Origin of the sequence: Parabacteroides sp. AF18-52 (assembly GCF_003479145.1) — a bacterium.
Taxonomy (GTDB): Bacteria; Bacteroidota; Bacteroidia; order Bacteroidales; family Tannerellaceae; genus Parabacteroides; species Parabacteroides faecis.
The window spans coordinates 172,438-192,840 of sequence record NZ_QUGR01000003.1; the positions used below are offsets into that span (position 1 = coordinate 172,438).

A 20,403-nucleotide genomic window follows, 5' to 3' on the forward strand; every position below is an offset into this window, starting at 1 on the left:
ATCTTGTCAGGTTTTATAAACCTTGTCCGTGACAGTTTTTGTATTTCTTGCCGCTTCCGCAAGGGCAGAGATCGTTACGTCCTACTCGCTTTTCGGCACGAACCGGTTCCTGGCGCGGTTGCTGCGGAGCACGTTCTTCCGGATCATTGTTTCCGCTGATGTCGGTTTTTTCCGTACGGTAACGGCTCATGTCCTGGCGTTGTTCCGGACCAGCCTGTCTTACTTCGATACGGCGACGCTCTGCTGCGGCAGCCTGCTGCTGAGCTTGCTGTGCAGCCGCCTGGCGTTCAGCCATTGCCTGTCTTTCTTCTTCTGTCGGCTCTTCACGCACCGGGATCTGTCCGCGCATCAATACGGCGGCTGTCTTACGGTTCATGGTGTCGACCATCGATTTGAACAGGTTGTAAGATTCCAGCTTGTAGATCAACAACGGATCTTTGTTTTCGTAGCTTGCATTCTGTACCGAGTGGCGCAGTTCGTCCATTTCGCGCAAATGTTCTTTCCATGCTTCGTCGATGGTATGCAGTACAATCGATTTCTGGAATGCTTTCGTGATCGCTTTGCTTTCAGTTTCGTATGCTTCTTTCAGATTACATGAAACATTGTACATACGTTTACCGTCGGTGATAGGGATCATGATATTTTCGTACATAGCGCCCTGGTGTTCGTAAACCTGTTTGATCACCGGGTGGGCTACCTGTGTCATACGCTCCATACGGCGTTTGAATGTCTGCAAAGCCTGTTCGAACAACTTGTCACCCAACTGTCCGCCTTTCATGCTCTTGAATTCTTCCTCTGTGAACGGACTTTCCATAGCGAAAGTCTTGAACAGTTCCAGCTTGAATCCTTCGTAGTCGATTCCGTCCGAATGTTGGTCGGCAATGGCAATAGAAGTATCGTAGATCGTATTCAGTACGTCCAGACCGATACGTTCTCCCATCAAGGCGTGACGGCGGCGGGTATAGATCACGTTACGTTGTGAGTTCATCACATCGTCATATTCCAGCAAACGTTTACGGATACCGAAGTTGTTTTCTTCTACCTTCTTCTGTGCACGTTCTACCGATTTGCTCAGCATATTGTGTTCCAGTACTTCACCTTCCTTGAAGCCCAGTTTGTCCATCAGTCCGGCAATCTTGTCGGAAGCGAACAGACGCATCAGGTTATCTTCCAGTGATACGTAGAATACAGAAGAACCCGGGTCACCCTGACGTCCTGCACGACCACGCAACTGGCGGTCTACACGGCGGCTTTCGTGACGTTCCGTACCGATGATGGCCAAACCGCCAGCGGCTTTTACTTCCGGCGACAGCTTGATGTCGGTACCACGACCGGCCATGTTGGTTGCGATAGTCACCGTTCCGCTCTGACCCGCCAAAGCAACGATCTCGGCTTCTTTCTGGTGTAACTTCGCATTCAATACATTATGTTTGATCTTACGCAGGGTAAGCATACGGCTCAACAACTCGGAGATTTCGACTGAAGTCGTACCGACCAGTACCGGACGTCCCGCTTCTACCAATGCGCTGATCTCTTCGATCACGGCAGCATATTTCTCGCGTTTGGTCTTGTAGATACGGTCGTTCATATCGTTACGGGCAATCGGACGGTTTGTCGGGATCACCACTACATCCAGTTTATAGATGTCCCAGAACTCGCCTGCTTCCGTTTCGGCTGTACCGGTCATACCCGACAGCTTGTGATACATACGGAAATAGTTCTGCAGAGTAATGGTAGCGAATGTCTGTGTAGCAGCTTCAACCTTTACACCTTCCTTGGCTTCGATAGCCTGGTGCAGACCGTCAGAGTAACGGCGGCCGTCCATGATACGTCCGGTCTGTTCGTCTACGATCATCACCTTGTTGTCCATCACCACATATTCATCGTCTTTTTCAAACAATGTGTAGGCTTTCAACAACTGGTTAATAGTATGTACGCGTTCGCTTTTTACAGAGTAGTTGGCAAGGATCTCGTCTTTCTTAGCCTGCTTTTCTTCTTCCGAGCCTTTGAAGTTTTCCAACTGTGACAGTTCGGAAGTGATATCCGGCAAAACGAAGAAAGTAGGGTCGTCGGAACGGCCTGTCAGCAGGTCTATACCTTTATCCGACAGTTCGATGCTGTTATTTTTCTCATCGATCACGAAGTACAGTTCATCGGTAGCTTCGTGCATATGACGCATGTTTTCCGACATGAAGTATTCTTCAGTCTTCAACATCTGGGCTTTCACACCCTGTTCACTCAGGAATTTGATCAGCGCTTTGTTACGCGGGTATCCTTTGAATGAACGGTATAATTGGATAGAACCTTCTTCTACTTCTTTCGGATCGCTGCTGGCCATCTTTTTCTTGGCCTCGATCAGCATTTTGGAACACAACTCTTTCTGTGCGTTTACCACGACTTCCACGTTCGGACGGAACTGTTCGAACAGTTGTTCTTCACCACGGGGGATCGGACCGGAGATGATCAACGGTGTACGGGCATCATCGATCAATACGGAGTCGACCTCATCGACGATGGCATAATTATGTTTGCGTTGTACCAGGTCGCTCGGGCTGATCGCCATATTGTCACGCAGGTAGTCGAAACCGAATTCGTTGTTTGTACCGAATGTGATGTCGGCGTTATAAGCAGCGCGGCGGGCATCCGAGTTCGGCTGGTGTTTATCGATACAGTCTACGGAAAGTCCGTGGAACATATAAAGCGGTCCCATCCATTCCGAGTCACGTTTTGACAGGTAGTCATTCACGGTTACAACGTGTACACCGTTACGTGTCAGGGCGTTCAGGAATACCGGCAGGGTTGCTACCAATGTTTTACCTTCACCGGTTGCCATTTCGGCGATCTTACCTTTATGCAGAACGACACCACCGAACAGCTGAACATCGTAATGTACCATATCCCATACGATCTCATTACCACCGGCTTTCCAGTGATTCAGGAAGATTGCCTTGTCACCTTCGATACGAACGAAATCGTGTTTGGTCGCCAGATCGCGGTCGAAATCGCTTGCAGTAACTACCACTTCTTCGTTTTCAGTGAAGCGGCGGGCTGTTTCTTTCATAATAGAGAAAACTTCCGGAAGAGATTCTTCCAGAACGATCTCCATCTTGTCGGTGATTGCCTTTTCGATTTTATCTACTTCAGTCCAGATAGCTTCACGTTCTTCCAGTTCTTTATCATCGATGCCTTTGCGAAGCTCTTCTACCTGAGCCCGTTCAGCAGCTACATAATCCTGAATACGTTGTTTGATTTCATCTGTTTTTGCTCTCAGTTCATCGTTCGAGAGCTTTTGGATTGACGGATATACGGCCTTGATCTTATCCACGTACGGAGTGATCTCTTTCAGGTCTCGCTGCGACTTATTGCCGAACAGCTTCGTCATAAATTCATTAAATCCCATGATATATATTAATTTATTTATTTCGTAAAGTGTTTATTTGTTGACGATCGGATTAATTTGATCACCGGAATGATATATTTCTATCAAATTCCATGCCAAAATTAATACCTGTCAAATTTTGTTTATCGAGTAGTGGGAGGTTAACAACAATATTGAATGACCGGTCAGGTCTTATCTTTTGATCGTCAACTCCCAAAGGGGTAAGCTTTGAGAAGCGTTAGGTGGCCGTATCCTCAGCACATGGGTTACCGTGGGGGCTACCTCTGTGGCTTTTACTTCGCGGTAGATATGTTCCGGCTTGATGCCGTTACCGATAAATACAAGCGGAGTGATGACTGCGTTGTTACGAATTATTTTAACTTTTTCTTTCGGATTGTCGTTGTTGATGATCCAGCTTGGTTGTAATTCGATGATCAGGTCACCACGTTTCAGGTGATGAGTACCCTGACGGAATTTAACCGTTCCTTCGTTCCATTCACCGGTTCGAAGGGCATGCTCGGTTGTTACATGCTGAACTCCGCTGAATTCCATCAGGAACTCGGCGCACTTATCCTGAATCTCTGTCAGGCTGAGTTTGGCATCTTCAATAGCCTTACGGTTCAGATAGATCTGGTTATTATAGAAACCTTTTACCCAATTGCTCTGTTGGCCGTAGATAGCCATCAAATACATGTTGAGCAGCGCTACGCAACGTTTCGGATGAAATTCGCCGCCGTTTATCTGTAGCCCGTCCGCATACTCCTCTTCACTGGTGTAATAACCGGAACCGGTAAATACGACCAATGTATTGGCTAGACCGACTTTCTTGTCGATAGCATCCAGCAACTGTTCCAGGTCTTTATCCAGTTGATAGTAGGTATCCTGGATTTCACGGGTATAATCCTTGCTTAGTATCCCTTTGTAATTACCGGCATAGTACGTAACTGCCAGCATATCCGGGCAGCTTCGTGTGCCGAAAGCCCCATATTCCAGGAACTGTAATGCCAGGCGGTTGATCTCCTTATTAATGAAAGGTGTTGTTTTCAACTTTGGAAAACAATCGTTTGTCTTCTCATTAAAGGTATATTTGAATGGGATTTCATCCAGTACATAAGGAAAAGCATTATACTTGTCCAGTGGGAGGGAAGGTGTCCATACCATCTGGTCCAGGCGGGCAGACAAAGATTCTACCCCATTGTTATAACGATCTACGTACCAGGGGATTCCTTTGTAATAGGTGGTTGTAGCCCATTTCCCGTTTATGTCATCCATCCAGAATGCTCCGTTGGCAGCATGTCCTGCGGAAAGGATGGCGCTTTCAGGATCGGGAGCGATCGCAAAAACGTCGCTTCTTCCTTTGGATGCGATTTTCAGCTCATCTCCGATCGTGGAGCTGAACATCTTTTTGGGAGAATAGTTCTCACGTGTATAATTCCCCAGATAGTCTTTATCGTAAAGGACTGAAGTTTCTTTATCGTTGTCGAAATCGTAGATTTTATTTCCGGTAACTCCGTGAAAACAAGGATTACTTCCGGTAAATAAGGTGGCGAAAGCGCTTGCCTGGTCGACATCCGTGAATTCAAATTTGATATTGTTATATACCAAACCCTCGTTCATCAACCGTTTGAAACCGCGTTCACCGAATGTATTGTAGAAATATTCGATATAATCGCCTCTTAACTGGTCTACGGTGATACAAACCACAAGTTTGGGGGTACGTTGTTGTGCCTCCAGGTTGGTAACTACCAGGATTGCGATAAGCGACGTTATTATTTTTCTCATTCGATTCTCCATCTGTTCAAATATGTGCCCGCCATCTGTATATACCGTATCCGGAACGTAGCCAAAGCGTGGCTACAAGCGGGATAAATGCTATATTTAAGTGTTGTGGGATGAAGTACCAACCCGCCAACAGCAGCGTAAGCGCCGCAAAGTTAATAAAATGATAATAATATGCAGCCTTTCTGAACTTTTTTACTGCAAACAAAATAACAGCTACCAGGTCGAAAGGTTGTAACCACGCGATCGACCAGTTTGGCCAGATGCATGGATGCGTCGATATGAAACAGAGGAAAAATAATACCGTACCGGCCACTCCTGCAAGGAAAAAGAGGATGCAGTCCATCAGACGGAAATAGGTTTTTCTCTTCCATTCGACAAATGTGATCGACAGTACCAGCAGGAAAATAATCATGCTGCATAACATAGGGGTGAACCATTCTTTCGTACCGTTGGTGTCGTCGATCACTTCTTCCGAAAGTCGGTTTGTCTGTTTGATCAGTTTTCTTTCGCTTCCGTCCGGATTGACAATGGTTGCTTTTTCGAATTCCTCTTTCAGGTAAACCGGTAGGAACATCATTTCATGCGGCGTGGCGGTCCGGTCGGTCGGACTTCCCAATGCCAGGTCGCATCCGAATGTCAGCCATGAGTTATTTCGCGTACAATAATTAATAAGATCGCGGAATGTCTGCGGTTCGGGCGGATCGTTATATTTAACTTTCCCGTTCACCTGTTCTTCAACGATAGCGACCGGTCGGGTGGCACAATTGTCGAAAAAGAAATTGTACCGGTAAACGGCGTTCTCCGGCTGTGCATTGACGATCAGTGCATTCCATATCTTATTGATCTCTTCCGGGGTGAGGTTCAGTACCTGCTCGGTCACTTCGCTTCCCCGCATCTGATATTCTATTATATAATGTGAGAAATTGTACGCAGCCAGTTTATAATCCGTTTCCCCTTTCGTGAAGCGATAAATGAAGTTGGGTTTTGAAAAGTCGAAAATACCATAGTTGAATACGACATCGAGCTTATGCAAAGTATCTATTACCCGTATGGCTGTATGTCCGTACAAGGTGTAGACTTCATCATCGGATGGAGCTGCCGTCAATATGCTGATCTGCGCTTCGTCGCTTAATCTGTTTTGCGCCTTTGCCGGGATCAGGCAAAGGAGCAGAAAAAGCAGAAGCAAGTTCTTTTTCATACGATAAATTTTTATCGCACAAAGGTAAAGCTATTTTTTAAATAGAGAAACGATCCATAATAAAACGATGGCACCGATAGTCGACATGACCAGGCTTCCGATGACTCCGTTCACGCTCAATCCCAGCAGCCCGAATATCCATCCGCCCAATACACCGCCGATGATACCTACTATCAGGTTTACAATCAACCCGAATCCACTTCCCTTCAATATCTTCCCAGCCAGAAAACCGGCAAGGATACCAATAATAATCGAACCTATAATTCCCATAATAACCTAATTTAGTGTTGTTATTAATAAACAAGGGATCGGGGACTTATGTTTAAACAAATGAATCGGTTGAGAGTAAATCTGTTCTTCTTTTTGTCAAAATGATATTTCATCTGTTTCATTACTTGAATATATGAGTCCGGGGACGAGTAAAGGCTTTTTTAGACGATTCTCCGATGGTTTTATTATGTCTTTTTGTTGATAAAAAAGGGACTGGTCGATGAATATAGCAGTGATGTATATATTGTTGTGACTTTATGTTCTGGTATATCGGTTTCCGGATGATTTGTGAAAGATGATTTTGTGCCATGTCTAAGAGTGGTCTGTGGTAAAAATATGCCTGAAAGCATAAAATCCAGAACAAAAAAACATACCAACTTCTCGATATTAAAGGTTCTTTAACACGTTTTTCTGTTAAAACGAACCCCCTTCTCATTTAAAATGAAAAAAAACTCGTTTAAAACGAGATGGGTTTTTTGTTTAATCCAAATTTAGTTAGGTAAAAAAGCGGGAATAAGAGAGATGAATGTTAATTAATGTGTATATGTATTCGCTAAAACAGTTATTCCGGATAATGTGTATGTAAGTATATTTGTGTACTGTGAATCTGTTTGATATTAAAATATGGTTATAAATATCTTTTTGCTAATTTGTATGAAAGAATATATCAGAATCTGATTTTGGGTAAACTCTTCTATTGGACCGGGGCCTATGGATCTGACTATAGGTGGCGGGTTTGATTCATTTGCTGCATATGATGCAAATTCATTGATAGTCATTGTTATAAAGAAAATTAAGAAAAACACTCTGTTTATTTCAAACCATTAAATTAAAATAGGTACGAAATGTGTGATGATTAAATATTATTCACTCTTTTGATTACGATTTATTCGTAATATTATGTAGCTTTCGGAGATTAAAAAGAAAACATTAGTACTTATATGAAGAATCAAAATTTAATTTTAGTTTTTATCCTGTTTGTAGTAGCAGGATGTGGAAAAAATAAACAGCAGGCAGATGATCTCATTTCTGTTGATGTCACAACAAACTATCCTAAAAAAGAACTGGTTCTTCAGGATTTTATGGATGTGGAATATATTGCGTTGGAAACCACTGACGAGTTTCTCACGCAAGGTTTGGTACGGGATGTTGGAAAAGAATATTTATTGGTGACAAATAGAAATAATGATGGGGATATTTTTCTTTTTGACCGAAAAACCGGTAAAGGGGTAAGGAAGATAAATCGGCAAGGGCAAGGGGCGGAAGAATATACAAGGATGAATGAGGTTATATTAGATGAAGGCAATGGTGAAATATTCGTAAAGTCGCAGGGTAATAAAATCTTAGTGTACGATCCTTACGGAGGATTCAAGCGGTGTTTGAATCTTGATCGGGAGATTTCATCTATATTTGATTATGACAAATATAATTTGATTTGCTATGACATGTCAGATTATCATAGTAAAGGAGAGGATAGAAGCAAATCATACCATATTATTATATCCAAACTGGATGGAAGTGTGACGCGGGAAATTTTTATTCCTTTTAAAACGATTAACACACCGATTGTGGCAGATGGCGATAGATTTGTAGCAAGCTATTCTTACCCAATCCGCCTGAGCCACGACACTTGGACACTTGTGGAGACATCAGCTGATACATTATATCGCTATGCACCGGATGGAACATTAGCCCCCTTTATTGCAAGAACCCCTTCTGTACAGACCATGCAGCCAGAAGTTTTTCTTTATATGGGTATTTCTACCGACCGTTATCATTTTATGCAAACCCTTAAAAATGTATTTAACTTTGAAAAGGGGAATGGATTCTATACGGATGAACTGGTGTACGACAAAGAAGAAAAAGCCATATTCCAAGTTGCCGTATACAATGACGATTATGCAGAAAAAAGAACTGTAGCTATGACAGCGAAATCAATTAACCGTGAAATCGAAAATGCCACCAGTTTAAATGCATCCCGACTTGTTGAGATTTACAAGAAAGGCCAACTGAAAGATGGCAAATTGAAAGAAATTGCCTCGAAGTTGGATGAAGAAGACAATCCGGTGATTATGTTGGTAAAGCAAAAGAAATAGGAGCATCTGAAAGTTTTTTTGCTGATTATTTTACAGGTTGTACCTTAGTTATGCCTGTTATTTCACCAATTTTGCTTTTCTTTGCGGAAAATTTCAGTCACGTGAATTTAATTATAGAACAAGGAAACACCTCTTCAAAAGTTGCGGTATACAACGGACGGCATATGGAAGCCTCTTTTGTATACAAGAAATTCGATGTTGATGAATTGGAGTCTCTCTTTGGGAAATACGATTTTAAACATGGAATATTGTCGACAGTGATAGGCAAGAACGAAGAGCTGAACGATTACCTTCGGGGGAAACTTCAGCGTTTCATCTTTTTGGATGAGACTATCCGATTGCCTATTTCGGTTCAATATGAAACGCCTGAAACTTTGGGAAAAGACCGGCTGGCTGCGGCAGTTGGGGCTAATTACCTGGAACCGGGAAAAGACCTGCTGGTCATCGACGCTGGCACAGCAATCACTTACGAACTGATCGAAGCTTCAGGCATTTATCTGGGGGGAAATATTTCTCCGGGTATGACTACGCGTTTCAAAGCTTTGAATTTTTATACAAAAAAACTACCTTTGGTGACGGAACAGGAGGAGATCCCTTTATTGGGAACAAATACTGAGAGTGCTATTCAAGCAGGAGTAGTAAATGGAATAGTCTACGAGATGGATGGGTACATCGAGATGTTACGGATAAAATATCCTAATCTTTTGGTTTTTTTAACAGGCGGTCATTCGTTTTATTTTGAAAGACGGCTAAAAAACTCCATCTTTGCAGACATTAATTTAGTGTTGACAGGATTAAATAGAATCTTAGAGTATAATGTTGAAGATTAATAAGCTACTAATAGCAAGCATTCTTATATTGACACAGTTGTCGCTCGCGGCACAAAATAACACTAACTCGCCATATACCCGCTTCGGTTACGGTGAATTGGCTGATCGCTCGTTTGGAGCAGGACGGGCAATGGGTGGTGTAGGTTTCGGATTGAGATCATCGAAACAGATAAACCCGATGAACCCTGCTTCTTACAGTTGTATGGATTCATTGACATTTCTTTTTGATTTCGGAGCATCCGGACAATTGTCCTGGTTTGACGATGGAATCAATAAGCAACACAATATTAATGGAAACGTTGAATATATCGCATTGCAGTTTCCTCTGCATGAACGTATTGCCATGAGTGTCGGTATTTTACCCTATTCTTATGTCGGATATAGTTTTGGTGCTGTACGAACGAATAGCGACGGTTCCAATTATGTGGAATCATTTAATGGTTCCGGTGGATTAAACGATTTGTATGCTGGTTTGTCTATAGATATATGGAAGAAGCGTCTTTCAGTCGGAGCAAATGTCGGATACCTCTTTGGTAATATCAAGCATGAACAGGCAAATGCATTTGTAAACAGTTCAGGATATAATACTGTTCGGAATCAGAATCTGGAAGTGCGGGATATAAAACTGGATTTTGGTATTCAGTATACTCACCCTATCAGTAAAAGGGAAGAGATTACATTGGGTTTAGTTTTTTCTCCGAAAAATCATCTGAACTCGACGTATATCAATACAACGTATAATGTGAATAGTTCCGGTTCAGCCGAAGTTGTAGCTTCCGATACGACGAAGAGTCTAGCTTTCGATATACCGAATTCGATTGGTTTTGGTGCATCGTATGTGAAAAAGGATAAACTGACATTAGCTGCGGACGTACTGTACGAAACATGGGATAAGGCTTCTTATTCAGGATCAAAAGATAGTTTTAAAGACCGTGTCCGGGTAGCTGCCGGTGGTGAGATCATTCCGAACTATCAGAATCGTAATTTTTTCAGCCGTGTAAGATACCGTGCCGGTGCTCATTACAGCAATTCTTATTTGATGATAAATAATACAGAAGATGCTGCCTATAAGGGTAACGGATATAATGAATATGGTGTGAGTGTTGGTTTTGGATTGCCTTTGATTGATAACCGTTCGTTATTAAATATATCTTTTGAATACAATAAGATTAAACCTGGTGGGAAAAACATGATCGATGAACAGTATTTCCGTTTTACTATTAATTATACATTTAATGAAATGTGGTTCTGGAAGAAGAAAATTTAAATTGCTAACTTAAATTAAAACAGATATGAAAATAAAGGTATTATTAATTGCCGCTGCATGTTCCATGGGAGCATTTGGCGCGTATGCACAGAAAGGAGTAGATAATGGCACACAGTTCGGATCTGGTGAAGACAGTATTCGTTGTGTAACCAATATCAGCTTATTCGTCCCTTATGCAAAGGCTGGAAACTTCAAGGATGCATACGATTTTTGGAAAATTGTTTATGATGAATGTCCTGCGGCAACAAAGGATATTTATCTGCATGGTGTAAAGATCATGGCATGGAAGATTGCCAATGAGAAAGATCCGGCTAAAAAAGCTGCATTGATCGATGATCTGATGGCTGTATATGACAAGCGTGTGAAATACTTCGGTGATGACAAACGTTACGGTAAAGACTGGATCGTTTCCCGTAAAGCGCAGGATTATATCCAGCAGATGGGCGAAAAGGCCGATTATAATAAACTGTATAACTGGTTAGGTGAGATCATCAACGAATATGGCGACAATACCGAAGCATTAGGTGTTTCTTTGTATATGTTTGCTTCTTATCAGAAGATGGCTGATGATCCTAATCATAAAGGACAGTATGTAGAAGATTATCTGAAAGCTTCTAAAATCCTGGATACCCAGTTACAGGCTGCACAGGCTGCTAACAATGAAAAAGAAGTTAACAACCTGACTACTTTTAAAACAAGTGTGAACGGTGCGTTTGCAAACAGTGGTGCTGCCGATTGCGAAACATTGCAGAACTTATATGCTCCTAAAGTAGAAGAAAGCAAAAGTGATTTAGCTGCTTTGAAAGAGATCGTAACTTTGCTGAGACGTGTACGTTGTCAGGAAATTGATGCATTCTTTGCTGCTGCAGGTTATGCTTATCAGTTGGAACCTAGTGCAGATGCTGCTATCGGTATTGCTAAACAGGCTGTAAAGAATAAAGATTATGATAAGGCTATCAAATATTTTGAAGAAGCTGCCAATATGGAGACAGACCCTTCTTCAAAAGCTGAAGATTACTATATGATGGCTTTATTGTCTTTCGACCAGAAGGGCTATTCCAAAGCAAGAGAATACGCAAAGAAAGCTATATCTATTAACGGAAGCTATGGTGCTCCTTATATCCTGATCGGACAGATGTATGCTGCAACAGTTAAGAACGTGTTCCCGAATGACGGTGTTTTGGCAAGAGCAGCTTATAATGTAGCTATCGACCAGTGGGAAAAAGCAAAACAGGTTGATGAAAGCTCTATAGAAGAAGCAAATAAACTGATCGGTACTTACCGTGCTCATTTACCTTCAACAGAGGAAGTATTTATGCATCCGGATTTGGAAAAAGGTAAAGCATTTACTGTAGGTGGTTGGATCGGCGAGACAACAAGAATCAGATAATTATGACGGAAACGCGTTTTCTTGGTAAAACGAACAAATATGGCATAACAACTATCTTCGTGGTAGTTGTTATGCTTCTTTTATTTATGGCTTCTTGTGGCAAGGAGAATAAAGAGGTGGTCGAGGTTGAATTCGACCCGGAAAATACCTATACTATGAGAACGACCGACGTTGTCAGCTTGGTTTCGGACTCCGGTATCACGCGTTACCGGATGAATGCGAAAGAATGGCTGGTATTTGGTAAGGCCAAAGAACCTTATCATTATTTACCCCAGGGGGTTTATGTAGAAAAATTTGACTCTCTGTTTAATGTGGAGGCAAGTGTAAAAGCGGATACGGCTTATTATTGGGATAAAAAGACATTGTATAAACTGATAGGACATGTGAGTGTCTTGAGTCTGGAAGGTAAAAGGTTGGATACATCCATTTTGTTTATCGACCAGAAGGAGGATAAGATTCATACAGATGAGTATTTTGAATTGCAGGAAGGAGATAAGATCATTACAGGTATTGGTTTTGAGTCTAATCAAAATATGACGAAGTACACGATCTTTGATTCTCAGGGTACTTTCCCTGTAAGCGAAACACCTCGTGATACATCGAATGTAAATACAACTACAGTTGACTCGACGGCTGTAGAGGTGGCAAAGGTAGATTCAATAAAATAAAGTTGATGTGAATGCTTTAACGTACATATTGATTTCGCTGGCTTTTTCAGCTTTTTTTTCAGGCATGGAGATCGCGTTTATTTCTTCCAATAAATTGCGGCATGAACTGGATAAAAAGAATAAAAATATTGCCGGTAAAATACTGGATATATTTTATCGGAATCCCAACCAGTTTATTTCAACGATGCTGGTGGGTAATAATATTGCATTGGTCGTTTATGGCCTGCAAATGGCAATTATACTGGAACCGTTTATAGCCCGGTTCGTTACTAATGAGGCTTTGATCGTCCTGATCCAATCGATTATCTCTACATTGTTGATCCTGTTTACGGGAGAGTTTATACCAAAAACGATTTTCAAGCTGAATCCGAATTTCTCCTTGAACTTGTTTTCGGTTCCTTTACTGATTATATACATTATATTATATCCGATTTCAAAGTTTTCGGCTCTGATTTCTTATTTGATACTGAAGTTGGTGGGAGTGAAGAATATCACTCAGTCCAGCAGGCGTACTCTGGGTAAAGTCGATCTGGATTTTTTTATTCAGCAGAGTATTGAAGATGCACCCTTGAATTCGGATATGGATACCGAAGTGAAAATATTCCAGAATGCACTCGATTTCTCTAATGTTCGTTTACGTGACTGCATTGTCCCGCGGACAGAGATCGTTGCATGTGATACGACAGCCAGCATCGATGAGCTACGTTCTAAATTTATCGAGACAGGATTGTCCAAGATTTTGATATATAATGAAAATATCGACGATATTATAGGATATATCCATTCGTCGGAACTCTTTAAGAACCCGGAAGACTGGACACAGAATATTAAGACTGTTTCGATTGTTCCCGAAACAATGGCCGCCAATAAGCTTATGAAAGTCCTGATGCAGGAGAAAAAGAGCATGGCCGTTGTAGTGGATGAGTTTGGCGGGACAGCCGGGATTGTGACACTGGAAGATCTGGTTGAAGAAATTTTCGGTGAGATAGAGGATGAGCATGATATGAAATCGTATGTTGCCCGTAAGGTTTCGGATGACGAATACCTGATATCGGGGCGTATGGAGATCGATACCTTAAATGAAAAGTTTAATCTGGAATTGCCGGAATCAGACGATTATGTAACGATCGCCGGTTACATACTGCATTTCTATCAAAAATTTCCTAAATTGAATGAATCAATCGTAATTGATAAATATACTTTCAAAATAATAAAAGTAACGGCGACGAAAATAGAACTTGTACGAATGAAAGTAGGCAATTGATGAAAAAAAGTGGAATAAAAGATGTAACAAATCCTTTTTTTCGTATCTTCGTGCCCTTAAACTGTAAAATATAAACTTTAAAAATAAATAACGATAAATGGCTACGCTGGAAAAAATCAGAAGCAAAGCAGGACTGCTTGTACTCGTTGTGGGTTTGGCATTGTTCGCTTTTATCATTGGAGACTTTTTGAACTCCGGTTCTACTTATTTCAGACAAACTCAGGAGAGAGTTGCTAAGGTTGACGGGGAAGTAATTAAAATTCAGGATTATCAGGGACGCATTGATGAAATGACTGAGATGTATAAAATGCAGTCAGGTCAGAGCAGTCTTCCCGAAGAATACATGAATCAGATCCGTCAGTCGGTATTCGACGCTATGGTACAGGAAGTCGTACTTGACGAAGCAACAGATAAATTAGGTATGGGGGTAAGCCCGGAAGAGTTGTTCGACATGGTTCAGGGTGAAAACATTTCACCGATGATCCAGCAGATGCAGATGTTTGTGAATCCGCAGACCGGAGCATTTGACAAGTCTGCTCTGTTGAACTTCCTGAAAACTATCGATGATGACAATATTGCCAGTTATCCGGCAGATCAGCAGGCTCAATTGATTCAGGCTCGTAATTTCTGGTTGTTCTGGGAAAAGAATATCAAACGTCAGCGTCTGGAACAAAAATATACTACGTTGCTGAGTAAAGCTGTTTCTGCAAATGTTTTGGATGCTAAAGAAGCATTCGACAATGCAGCAGAAAACTCTGATATCGTTTATGCAATGCAGTCATACGCTAGTATTCCTGATTCAACGATTGAAGTGAGCAAGAGCGAAATCGAAAAGCTGTATAATCAGCGTAAAGAACTTTACAAACAAAAAGAAGGTAAGGTTATTAAATATATCGCAGTTGATATTCGTCCAAGCCAGGAGGATTATGACAAAGCCAGTGCAGATATCGAATCTCTGAAAGAAGAATTTAAGACTTCTGAAAAGGTTGCTGATATTGTAAATGAAAACTCTGAAGTTCCTTACATGGATGCTTTCTTTACAGAAAATGCTTTCGATCCTGAAATGAAACAATTTGCAACGACTTCTGAAGTTGGTGCTGTGTATGGCCCGGTATTTGACAATGACAAATACAGAATGTTCAAGCTGGTTGATAAAAAGATGGCTCCTGACTCTGTAAAGGTAAGTCACATCATGTTAGCTAACTCGGGTGACGAAGCACGTACGACTGTTTTGGCTGACAGTTTGATGAACGTATTGAAGAATGGCGGAAACTTTGAAGAACTGGCAAAACAGTTCTCTGCTGACCAGGCTGCTGAAAACGGCGGCGAACTGGGATGGTTTACTGAAATCACTGCACTGAGAGGTGTAAATGAAGATTTCAAAAATGCTGTTTTCTCAGCTCCGGTTAATGAAGTTGTAAAAGTGAAGTCATTATACGGAACTCACTTGGTGAAGGTTACGGAAAAAACAGCCAATGTGAACAAATATAAAGTGGCTGACATCGACATGACTGTATCTCCGAGTTCAAAAACATATAGCAATATCTATAATGAATTGAACCAGTTCATTTCTAAGAATACCGATTTGGCTAAATTGGATGAAGCTGCTAAAGAAGCTGGCTACAACCTGATCTCTGGTGTAACAGTTACAGGAGATAACCAGACTTTGGGTAGTATCAAGAATTCTCGTCCGGTTATCCGTTGGGCATTCCAGAACGATAAAGGTAAAATCTCTGAGATTTTTGAATGTGATGATAAGTTCGTGATTGCCGGAGTAGAAGGTACATTGAAAGAAGGTTACCGTTCTGTTGCTTCTTTGACTCCAGCGCTGAAAGCTGAAATCGCTGCTCAGAAGAAGGGTGAAAAGATTGCTGCAGATCTGAAAGCAAAGAATTTGACATCTGTAGAAGCTTATGCTGATGTGATGGGATCGAAAGTCGATTCTGTTAAGTTTATCAACTTCGGAACTCGTCGTATTGCAGGAATCGGTGTAGAACCGAAACTGAATGCAATGGTTTCTGTTGCAGAAGTGGGTCAGGTTAGCGAACCGGTTGCCGGAAACAATGGAGTATATGTATTTAAAGTATATGACAGAAATAAGGAAGCTAAAGAATACAACGAAGCAGAAGAAATCAAGACTTTGGATGCTTCAAATGCTTATCGTTTCGGATTCCAGGCTATCCAGTCATTGGTTAACAAGGCAGATGTAGAAGACAACCGTATCCGTTTCTTCTAAATAAATAGCTATAAAAAGGATCAGGTATATCCTTTTGAAGGAAAGCTGCCGGACTTATTCAAAAAAGTCCGGCAGCTTTTTTTATCTTTGTAACTGAATTAATCGTTATAGAACAAAATACAATGCAAGAGAAAAGACGATTGTTAGGCATGACGCTGAACGAACTGAAAGAGGTCGCTGCACAGGTCGGCTTGCCCGGTTATGCAGCAAAGCAGATGGCTGATTGGCTGTATAAGAAGAAAATTACGTCCATTGCGGAAATGAGTAATATTGCTATTGCCAAACGAAGCCTTTTGGAAGAGTCTTTCGAGATAGGAGCGGTACCTCCGGTCGATTGTATGAAATCGGTGGATGGTACGATCAAATATTTATTTGCTGCAGGTCCTGGTAATTTTGTCGAATCGGTTTATATACCGACCGATGACCGGGCTACGTTATGTGTTTCTTCACAGGTGGGTTGTAAGATGAACTGCTTGTTCTGTATGACGGGTAAACAGGGTTTTACAGTCAATCTCACCTCGAATCAGATTTTGAATCAGATCCAGTCCCTTCCCGAGTCGGATTCGCTGACTAATCTGGTCTTTATGGGAATGGGAGAACCATTGGATAATGTAGACGAACTGTTCAAAGTGCTTGAGATCCTCACGTCTCCCTATGGGTATGGCTGGAGTCCCAAGAGGATAACTGTTTCTACTATCGGAGTTGCGAAGGGACTGAAACGTTTTCTGGAAGAGAGCGATTGCCATCTGGCTGTCAGTCTGCATTCTCCTTTCCATGAAGAGCGTTTATCTTTGATGCCGGTAGAAAAAGCATATCCGGCACAGGAAGTTATCGATCTGATCAAACAATATGACTTCACTCATCAGCGCCGTGTTTCTTTTGAATATATAGTTTTTAAAAATTTAAATGATAGTCCGAAACATGCTAAAGCTCTGATTTGTTTACTGAATGAAATGGAATGCAGGATTAACCTGATTCGTTTCCACGCTATACCTGATGTCCCGTTGGAAAGTTCGGATTTAGCGAAAATGGAAATCTTTCGTGATACTTTGAATAAAGCAGGGCTCGTTTGTACGATCCGGGCTTCAAGAGGAGAAGATATATTTGCTGCCTGCGGGATGCTGTCGACAGCAAAAAAGCAACAAAATGGATAGAAGACAAGTCATTTAATGGAAAAGAACTATATTTGTGTAATAAAAACGAATGGGTATGAAAAAGATTTCTTTACTGATTAGCTTATATATGTTCCTGGTATTGCTGGGATCATGTAGCTCTGGTCCGGTTGGAAAACGGGCTACTGGCCTCGCTTATGAGGTTGTTGTAGTAATGAAAAAAGCAAACTGGGATGGCCCTTCGGGAAAGGCTATTAAACAAGAGCTGACATCTGATGTCCCAGGTCTTCCTCAGTCTGAACCAGCATTGAAAATAACTTATGTAGATCCTTCGCAATTTGACGGGTTATTGACTTATGTGCGCAATATTCTGATTGTCAATATTGATCCTTCTATTTATACGAAGACCTCATTGAACTATGAGAACGATCGTTGGGCAAAAGGACAGGTAGTTGTCACTCTGAATGCCCCTTCTCCGGAAGCGATAATAGAGTATGCACAGGCGCATCCGAGGGCGCTTGTCGATTTCTTCGTGAAGGTTGAAATGAACAGGGCTATAGCACAGCTGGAGAAAGATTATAGTTCGGTAGTTATGGATAACCTGAAGGATCATTATGATCTGATGTTGAATGCACCGGCTAACATGACTTATTACCGGGATACTACGGACTTTTTCTGGGCATCCAATAATGCCAATACCGGACGTACGGATTTGATTGTATATACTTTCCCTTATACGGATCCGAATACATTTACGGCCGAATATCTGGTAGAGAAGCGTGACTCCGTATTGAAAGCGAATTTGCCGGGTGCTTTCCCGGATTCTTACATGACAACGGAATCGCGGTTCGGAGTTGAATACACCCCGATCACAGTGAATGGAAAGTATTGCGGCGTATTACGTGGTTTATGGAAGATGGTTGGCGATATGATGGGAGGACCGTTTGTCAGTCATGTCCGTCTGGATGAAAAAAATAACCGCGTAGTTGTTGCCGAAGGTTTTGTCTTTGCTCCTGAAACAGATAAACGTAACTTTATCCGCCGTATCGAAGCTGCTTTATATACACTTCGTCTGCCGGGTGAGTTTGATAAATCGGTAGAAGAGAAGCTGGACATTCCGGAAAGTAAGAAATAAACAAACATAATACATGGAAGAACGATTGATTAAGGTGGGCATTACCCACGGAGATATAAATGGCATCGGATATGAGGTGATCTTGAAAACATTCTCAGATGCCAGGGTTGCAGAACTTTGTACTCCGATCATATACGGATCATCGAAGATCGCAGCTTATCACCGGAAAGCGTTGGAGTTGCCTCCTGTGAATATGAATATCATCTCTCAGGCCGAAGATGCCGGTATTAACCGGGTGAATATCATTAACTGTGTGGATGATGAAACAAAAGTGGAATTATCGCAATCGACATCGATCGCCGGAGAAGCTGCATTCCTGGCTTTAGAGGCTGCCGTTACCGATCTGAAAAGAGGGGTGGTGGATGTATTGCTGACGGCCCCTATCAATAAACATAATATCCAGAACGAACAGTTCCATTTTCCGGGACATACCGAATATCTGGAAGAACGTTTTGGCGGAGTAGGGCGGAAAGCTTTGATGATCCTGATGAAGGACGGTCTGCGTGTCGCTTTGGTAACTGGGCATATACCTCTTTCCGAGGTTCCTTCCAAAATAACTGTGGAGGATATTGTGTCGAAGTTACGTATATTCAATCAATCGCTCAAACAGGATTTCGGTATCGTGAAGCCTCGTATTGCCGTACTTTCTTTGAATCCGCATGCCGGGGATGACGGCTTGTTGGGTAAAGAAGAAGAAACGATCATCATACCCGCTATGGAAGAAGCAGAAAAAAGAGGTGTGATGTCTTTTGGACCGTATGCGGCAGACGGATTTTTCGGTTCCCAGATGTATGATAAATTTGATGGTGTACTGGCAATGTACCATGATCAGGGACTGGCGCCGTTCAAAACGCTGGCGATGGATGACGGTGTTAATTATACGGCAGGTTTGTCGATCGTGCGGACTTCTCCGGCACATGGTACCGCCTATGATATTGCCGGACAGAATCTCGCTTCCGAAGAATCGTTCCGTCAGGCTTTATATACAGCTCTGGATATTTACCGCAACCGGTCTATCTATCGTGAAGCGACGGCTAATCCACTCCGTAAACAGTATTTTGATAAGGGCGGCGATAATGAAAAGCTGGATCTTACCAAAGATGACGATACAGAGGTTTCTCCTCAATAAGTAATGAATAAATATCCCCCGGAAAACTGTTTTCCGGGGGATATTTGTTATAAAAGCTGGCTCTTTATACCTGTTGTATTTTATAATAATCTGGTCTATATTGCGCTTTTTGACTTCAATCTTTTTTTGATAGGAAAAGTTTGCGTAAGTTTGTGGTTCAAAATTGCAACATGAATTATGTTTAAAGATAAAACGATCGTATATACTTCCGGAACATTCGATATGTTTCATTATAATCATCTCCGGATGATCAATTATGCTCGTAGTCTGGCTGATATCCTTATCGTAGGAGTAAGCACGGACGAACTGGTTTCTTCCTATAAAGCGAATCCCATTATCCCGTTCAATGAACGTCTTCAAATCATTGAAGCGTTGAAAACTCCGGATATTGTCATACCGCAGCATACGTTGGATCATACAGAAATTGTAAAGAAATTGAATATCGATGCTTTCGTGGTTGGTGACGACTGGTTCGGCAAATACGATTATCTGAAAGATTTAGGTGTACAGGTTTTCTATTTCCCATATGGAACCGGCGTATCTTCATCTAATTTGAAGAAAACGATTCATGATTCCTACGAAGAGAACCTGAAATATCAACGACATGCTAAACCTGCTACTGTAAAGGGAAAAGGGGAAGAATAAAA

Annotated in this window: 15 protein-coding genes; 11 read left to right on the forward strand and 4 right to left on the reverse strand. The window is 41.8% G+C overall.

Annotation, left to right across the window (positions count from 1 at the left end; genetic code table 11):
• Nucleotides 1-13: 13 nt before the first annotated feature.
• From secA to DWX23_RS07545, 4 genes are all read right to left on the reverse strand, one after another.
• Complete coding sequence (gene secA, locus DWX23_RS07530) at nucleotides 14-3,400, reverse strand: preprotein translocase subunit SecA (protein ID WP_122374029.1); 3,387 nt, start codon at nucleotides 3,398-3,400, stop codon at nucleotides 14-16.
• Nucleotides 3,401-3,571: 171 nt separating this feature from the next.
• On the reverse strand, nucleotides 3,572-5,161 hold the full coding sequence (locus DWX23_RS07535) for an alkaline phosphatase family protein (RefSeq protein WP_122352916.1): 1,590 nt from the start codon (nucleotides 5,159-5,161) through the stop codon (nucleotides 3,572-3,574).
• A gap of 16 nt (nucleotides 5,162-5,177) precedes the next feature.
• Nucleotides 5,178-6,359, reverse strand: coding sequence for a DUF4105 domain-containing protein (locus DWX23_RS07540; protein WP_122374030.1), 1,182 nt, complete (start codon nucleotides 6,357-6,359; stop codon nucleotides 5,178-5,180).
• A gap of 30 nt (nucleotides 6,360-6,389) precedes the next feature.
• Nucleotides 6,390-6,629, reverse strand: coding sequence for a GlsB/YeaQ/YmgE family stress response membrane protein (locus DWX23_RS07545; RefSeq protein WP_122352918.1), 240 nt, complete (start codon nucleotides 6,627-6,629; stop codon nucleotides 6,390-6,392).
• Between the two features lie 941 nt (nucleotides 6,630-7,570).
• On the opposite strand from DWX23_RS07545, the gene DWX23_RS07550 reads away from it, so the two are divergent.
• The 11 genes from DWX23_RS07550 to DWX23_RS07600 all read left to right on the forward strand — a co-directional run bounded on the left by DWX23_RS07550 (nucleotide 7,571) and on the right by DWX23_RS07600 (nucleotide 20,401).
• Nucleotides 7,571-8,725, forward strand: a complete 1,155-nt coding sequence (locus tag DWX23_RS07550; RefSeq protein WP_122374031.1) for a 6-bladed beta-propeller — start codon at nucleotides 7,571-7,573, stop codon at nucleotides 8,723-8,725.
• 101 nt (nucleotides 8,726-8,826) lie between these two features.
• Nucleotides 8,827-9,555, forward strand: coding sequence for a type III pantothenate kinase (locus tag DWX23_RS07555; protein WP_229801129.1), 729 nt, complete (start codon nucleotides 8,827-8,829; stop codon nucleotides 9,553-9,555).
• The gene (locus tag DWX23_RS07560) at nucleotides 9,542-10,822 is read left to right on the forward strand and encodes a hypothetical protein (RefSeq protein ID WP_122374033.1); all 1,281 of its coding nucleotides are present in this window, start codon (nucleotides 9,542-9,544) and stop codon (nucleotides 10,820-10,822) included. Before DWX23_RS07555 ends, DWX23_RS07560 begins: the two co-directional genes overlap by 14 nt.
• Before the next feature lie 25 nt (nucleotides 10,823-10,847).
• Nucleotides 10,848-12,212: a lipopolysaccharide assembly protein LapB gene (locus tag DWX23_RS07565; protein ID WP_122374034.1), complete on the forward strand. Its 1,365-nt coding sequence runs from the start codon at nucleotides 10,848-10,850 to the stop codon at nucleotides 12,210-12,212.
• 2 nt (nucleotides 12,213-12,214) lie between these two features.
• On the forward strand, nucleotides 12,215-12,880 hold the full coding sequence (gene lptC, locus DWX23_RS07570; protein ID WP_122374035.1) for an LPS export ABC transporter periplasmic protein LptC: 666 nt from the start codon (nucleotides 12,215-12,217) through the stop codon (nucleotides 12,878-12,880).
• A gap of 7 nt (nucleotides 12,881-12,887) precedes the next feature.
• Entirely contained in the window at nucleotides 12,888-14,144 is a 1,257-nt protein-coding gene (locus tag DWX23_RS07575; RefSeq protein WP_122374036.1) for a hemolysin family protein, read from the forward strand.
• Between the two features lie 97 nt (nucleotides 14,145-14,241).
• Nucleotides 14,242-16,380: a SurA N-terminal domain-containing protein gene (locus DWX23_RS07580; protein WP_122374037.1), complete on the forward strand. Its 2,139-nt coding sequence runs from the start codon at nucleotides 14,242-14,244 to the stop codon at nucleotides 16,378-16,380.
• A gap of 122 nt (nucleotides 16,381-16,502) precedes the next feature.
• The gene (gene rlmN, locus DWX23_RS07585) at nucleotides 16,503-17,534 is read left to right on the forward strand and encodes a 23S rRNA (adenine(2503)-C(2))-methyltransferase RlmN (protein ID WP_122374038.1); all 1,032 of its coding nucleotides are present in this window, start codon (nucleotides 16,503-16,505) and stop codon (nucleotides 17,532-17,534) included.
• 55 nt (nucleotides 17,535-17,589) lie between these two features.
• Nucleotides 17,590-18,627 (forward strand): DUF4837 family protein, encoded by a 1,038-nt coding sequence (locus tag DWX23_RS07590; RefSeq protein ID WP_122374169.1) that lies wholly within the window; start codon nucleotides 17,590-17,592, stop codon nucleotides 18,625-18,627.
• Nucleotides 18,628-18,640: 13 nt separating this feature from the next.
• A complete protein-coding gene (gene pdxA / locus DWX23_RS07595) occupies nucleotides 18,641-19,756 on the forward strand; it encodes a 4-hydroxythreonine-4-phosphate dehydrogenase PdxA (RefSeq protein ID WP_122374039.1) in 1,116 nt (371 codons plus the stop codon).
• Nucleotides 19,757-19,933: 177 nt separating this feature from the next.
• Complete coding sequence (locus tag DWX23_RS07600) at nucleotides 19,934-20,401, forward strand: adenylyltransferase/cytidyltransferase family protein (protein WP_007658908.1); 468 nt, start codon at nucleotides 19,934-19,936, stop codon at nucleotides 20,399-20,401.
• Nucleotides 20,402-20,403 lie beyond the last annotated feature (2 nt).

What these genes read in the sequence shown, in the direction of transcription:
- secA (WP_122374029.1), bottom strand. Translation starts at nt 3,400, where the DNA reads ATGGGATTTAATGAATTTATGACGAAGCTGTTCGGCAATAAGTCGCAG.
- DWX23_RS07535 (WP_122352916.1), bottom strand. Translation starts at nt 5,161, where the DNA reads ATGAGAAAAATAATAACGTCGCTTATCGCAATCCTGGTAGTTACCAAC.
- DWX23_RS07540 (WP_122374030.1), bottom strand. Translation starts at nt 6,359, where the DNA reads ATGAAAAAGAACTTGCTTCTGCTTTTTCTGCTCCTTTGCCTGATCCCG.
- DWX23_RS07545 (WP_122352918.1), bottom strand. Translation starts at nt 6,629, where the DNA reads ATGGGAATTATAGGTTCGATTATTATTGGTATCCTTGCCGGTTTTCTG.
- DWX23_RS07550 (WP_122374031.1), top strand. Translation starts at nt 7,571, where the DNA reads ATGAAGAATCAAAATTTAATTTTAGTTTTTATCCTGTTTGTAGTAGCA.
- DWX23_RS07560 (WP_122374033.1), top strand. Translation starts at nt 9,542, where the DNA reads ATGTTGAAGATTAATAAGCTACTAATAGCAAGCATTCTTATATTGACA.
- DWX23_RS07565 (WP_122374034.1), top strand. Translation starts at nt 10,848, where the DNA reads ATGAAAATAAAGGTATTATTAATTGCCGCTGCATGTTCCATGGGAGCA.
- lptC (WP_122374035.1), top strand. Translation starts at nt 12,215, where the DNA reads ATGACGGAAACGCGTTTTCTTGGTAAAACGAACAAATATGGCATAACA.
- DWX23_RS07580 (WP_122374037.1), top strand. Translation starts at nt 14,242, where the DNA reads ATGGCTACGCTGGAAAAAATCAGAAGCAAAGCAGGACTGCTTGTACTC.
- rlmN (WP_122374038.1), top strand. Translation starts at nt 16,503, where the DNA reads ATGCAAGAGAAAAGACGATTGTTAGGCATGACGCTGAACGAACTGAAA.
- DWX23_RS07590 (WP_122374169.1), top strand. Translation starts at nt 17,590, where the DNA reads ATGAAAAAGATTTCTTTACTGATTAGCTTATATATGTTCCTGGTATTG.
- pdxA (WP_122374039.1), top strand. Translation starts at nt 18,641, where the DNA reads ATGGAAGAACGATTGATTAAGGTGGGCATTACCCACGGAGATATAAAT.
- DWX23_RS07600 (WP_007658908.1), top strand. Translation starts at nt 19,934, where the DNA reads ATGTTTAAAGATAAAACGATCGTATATACTTCCGGAACATTCGATATG.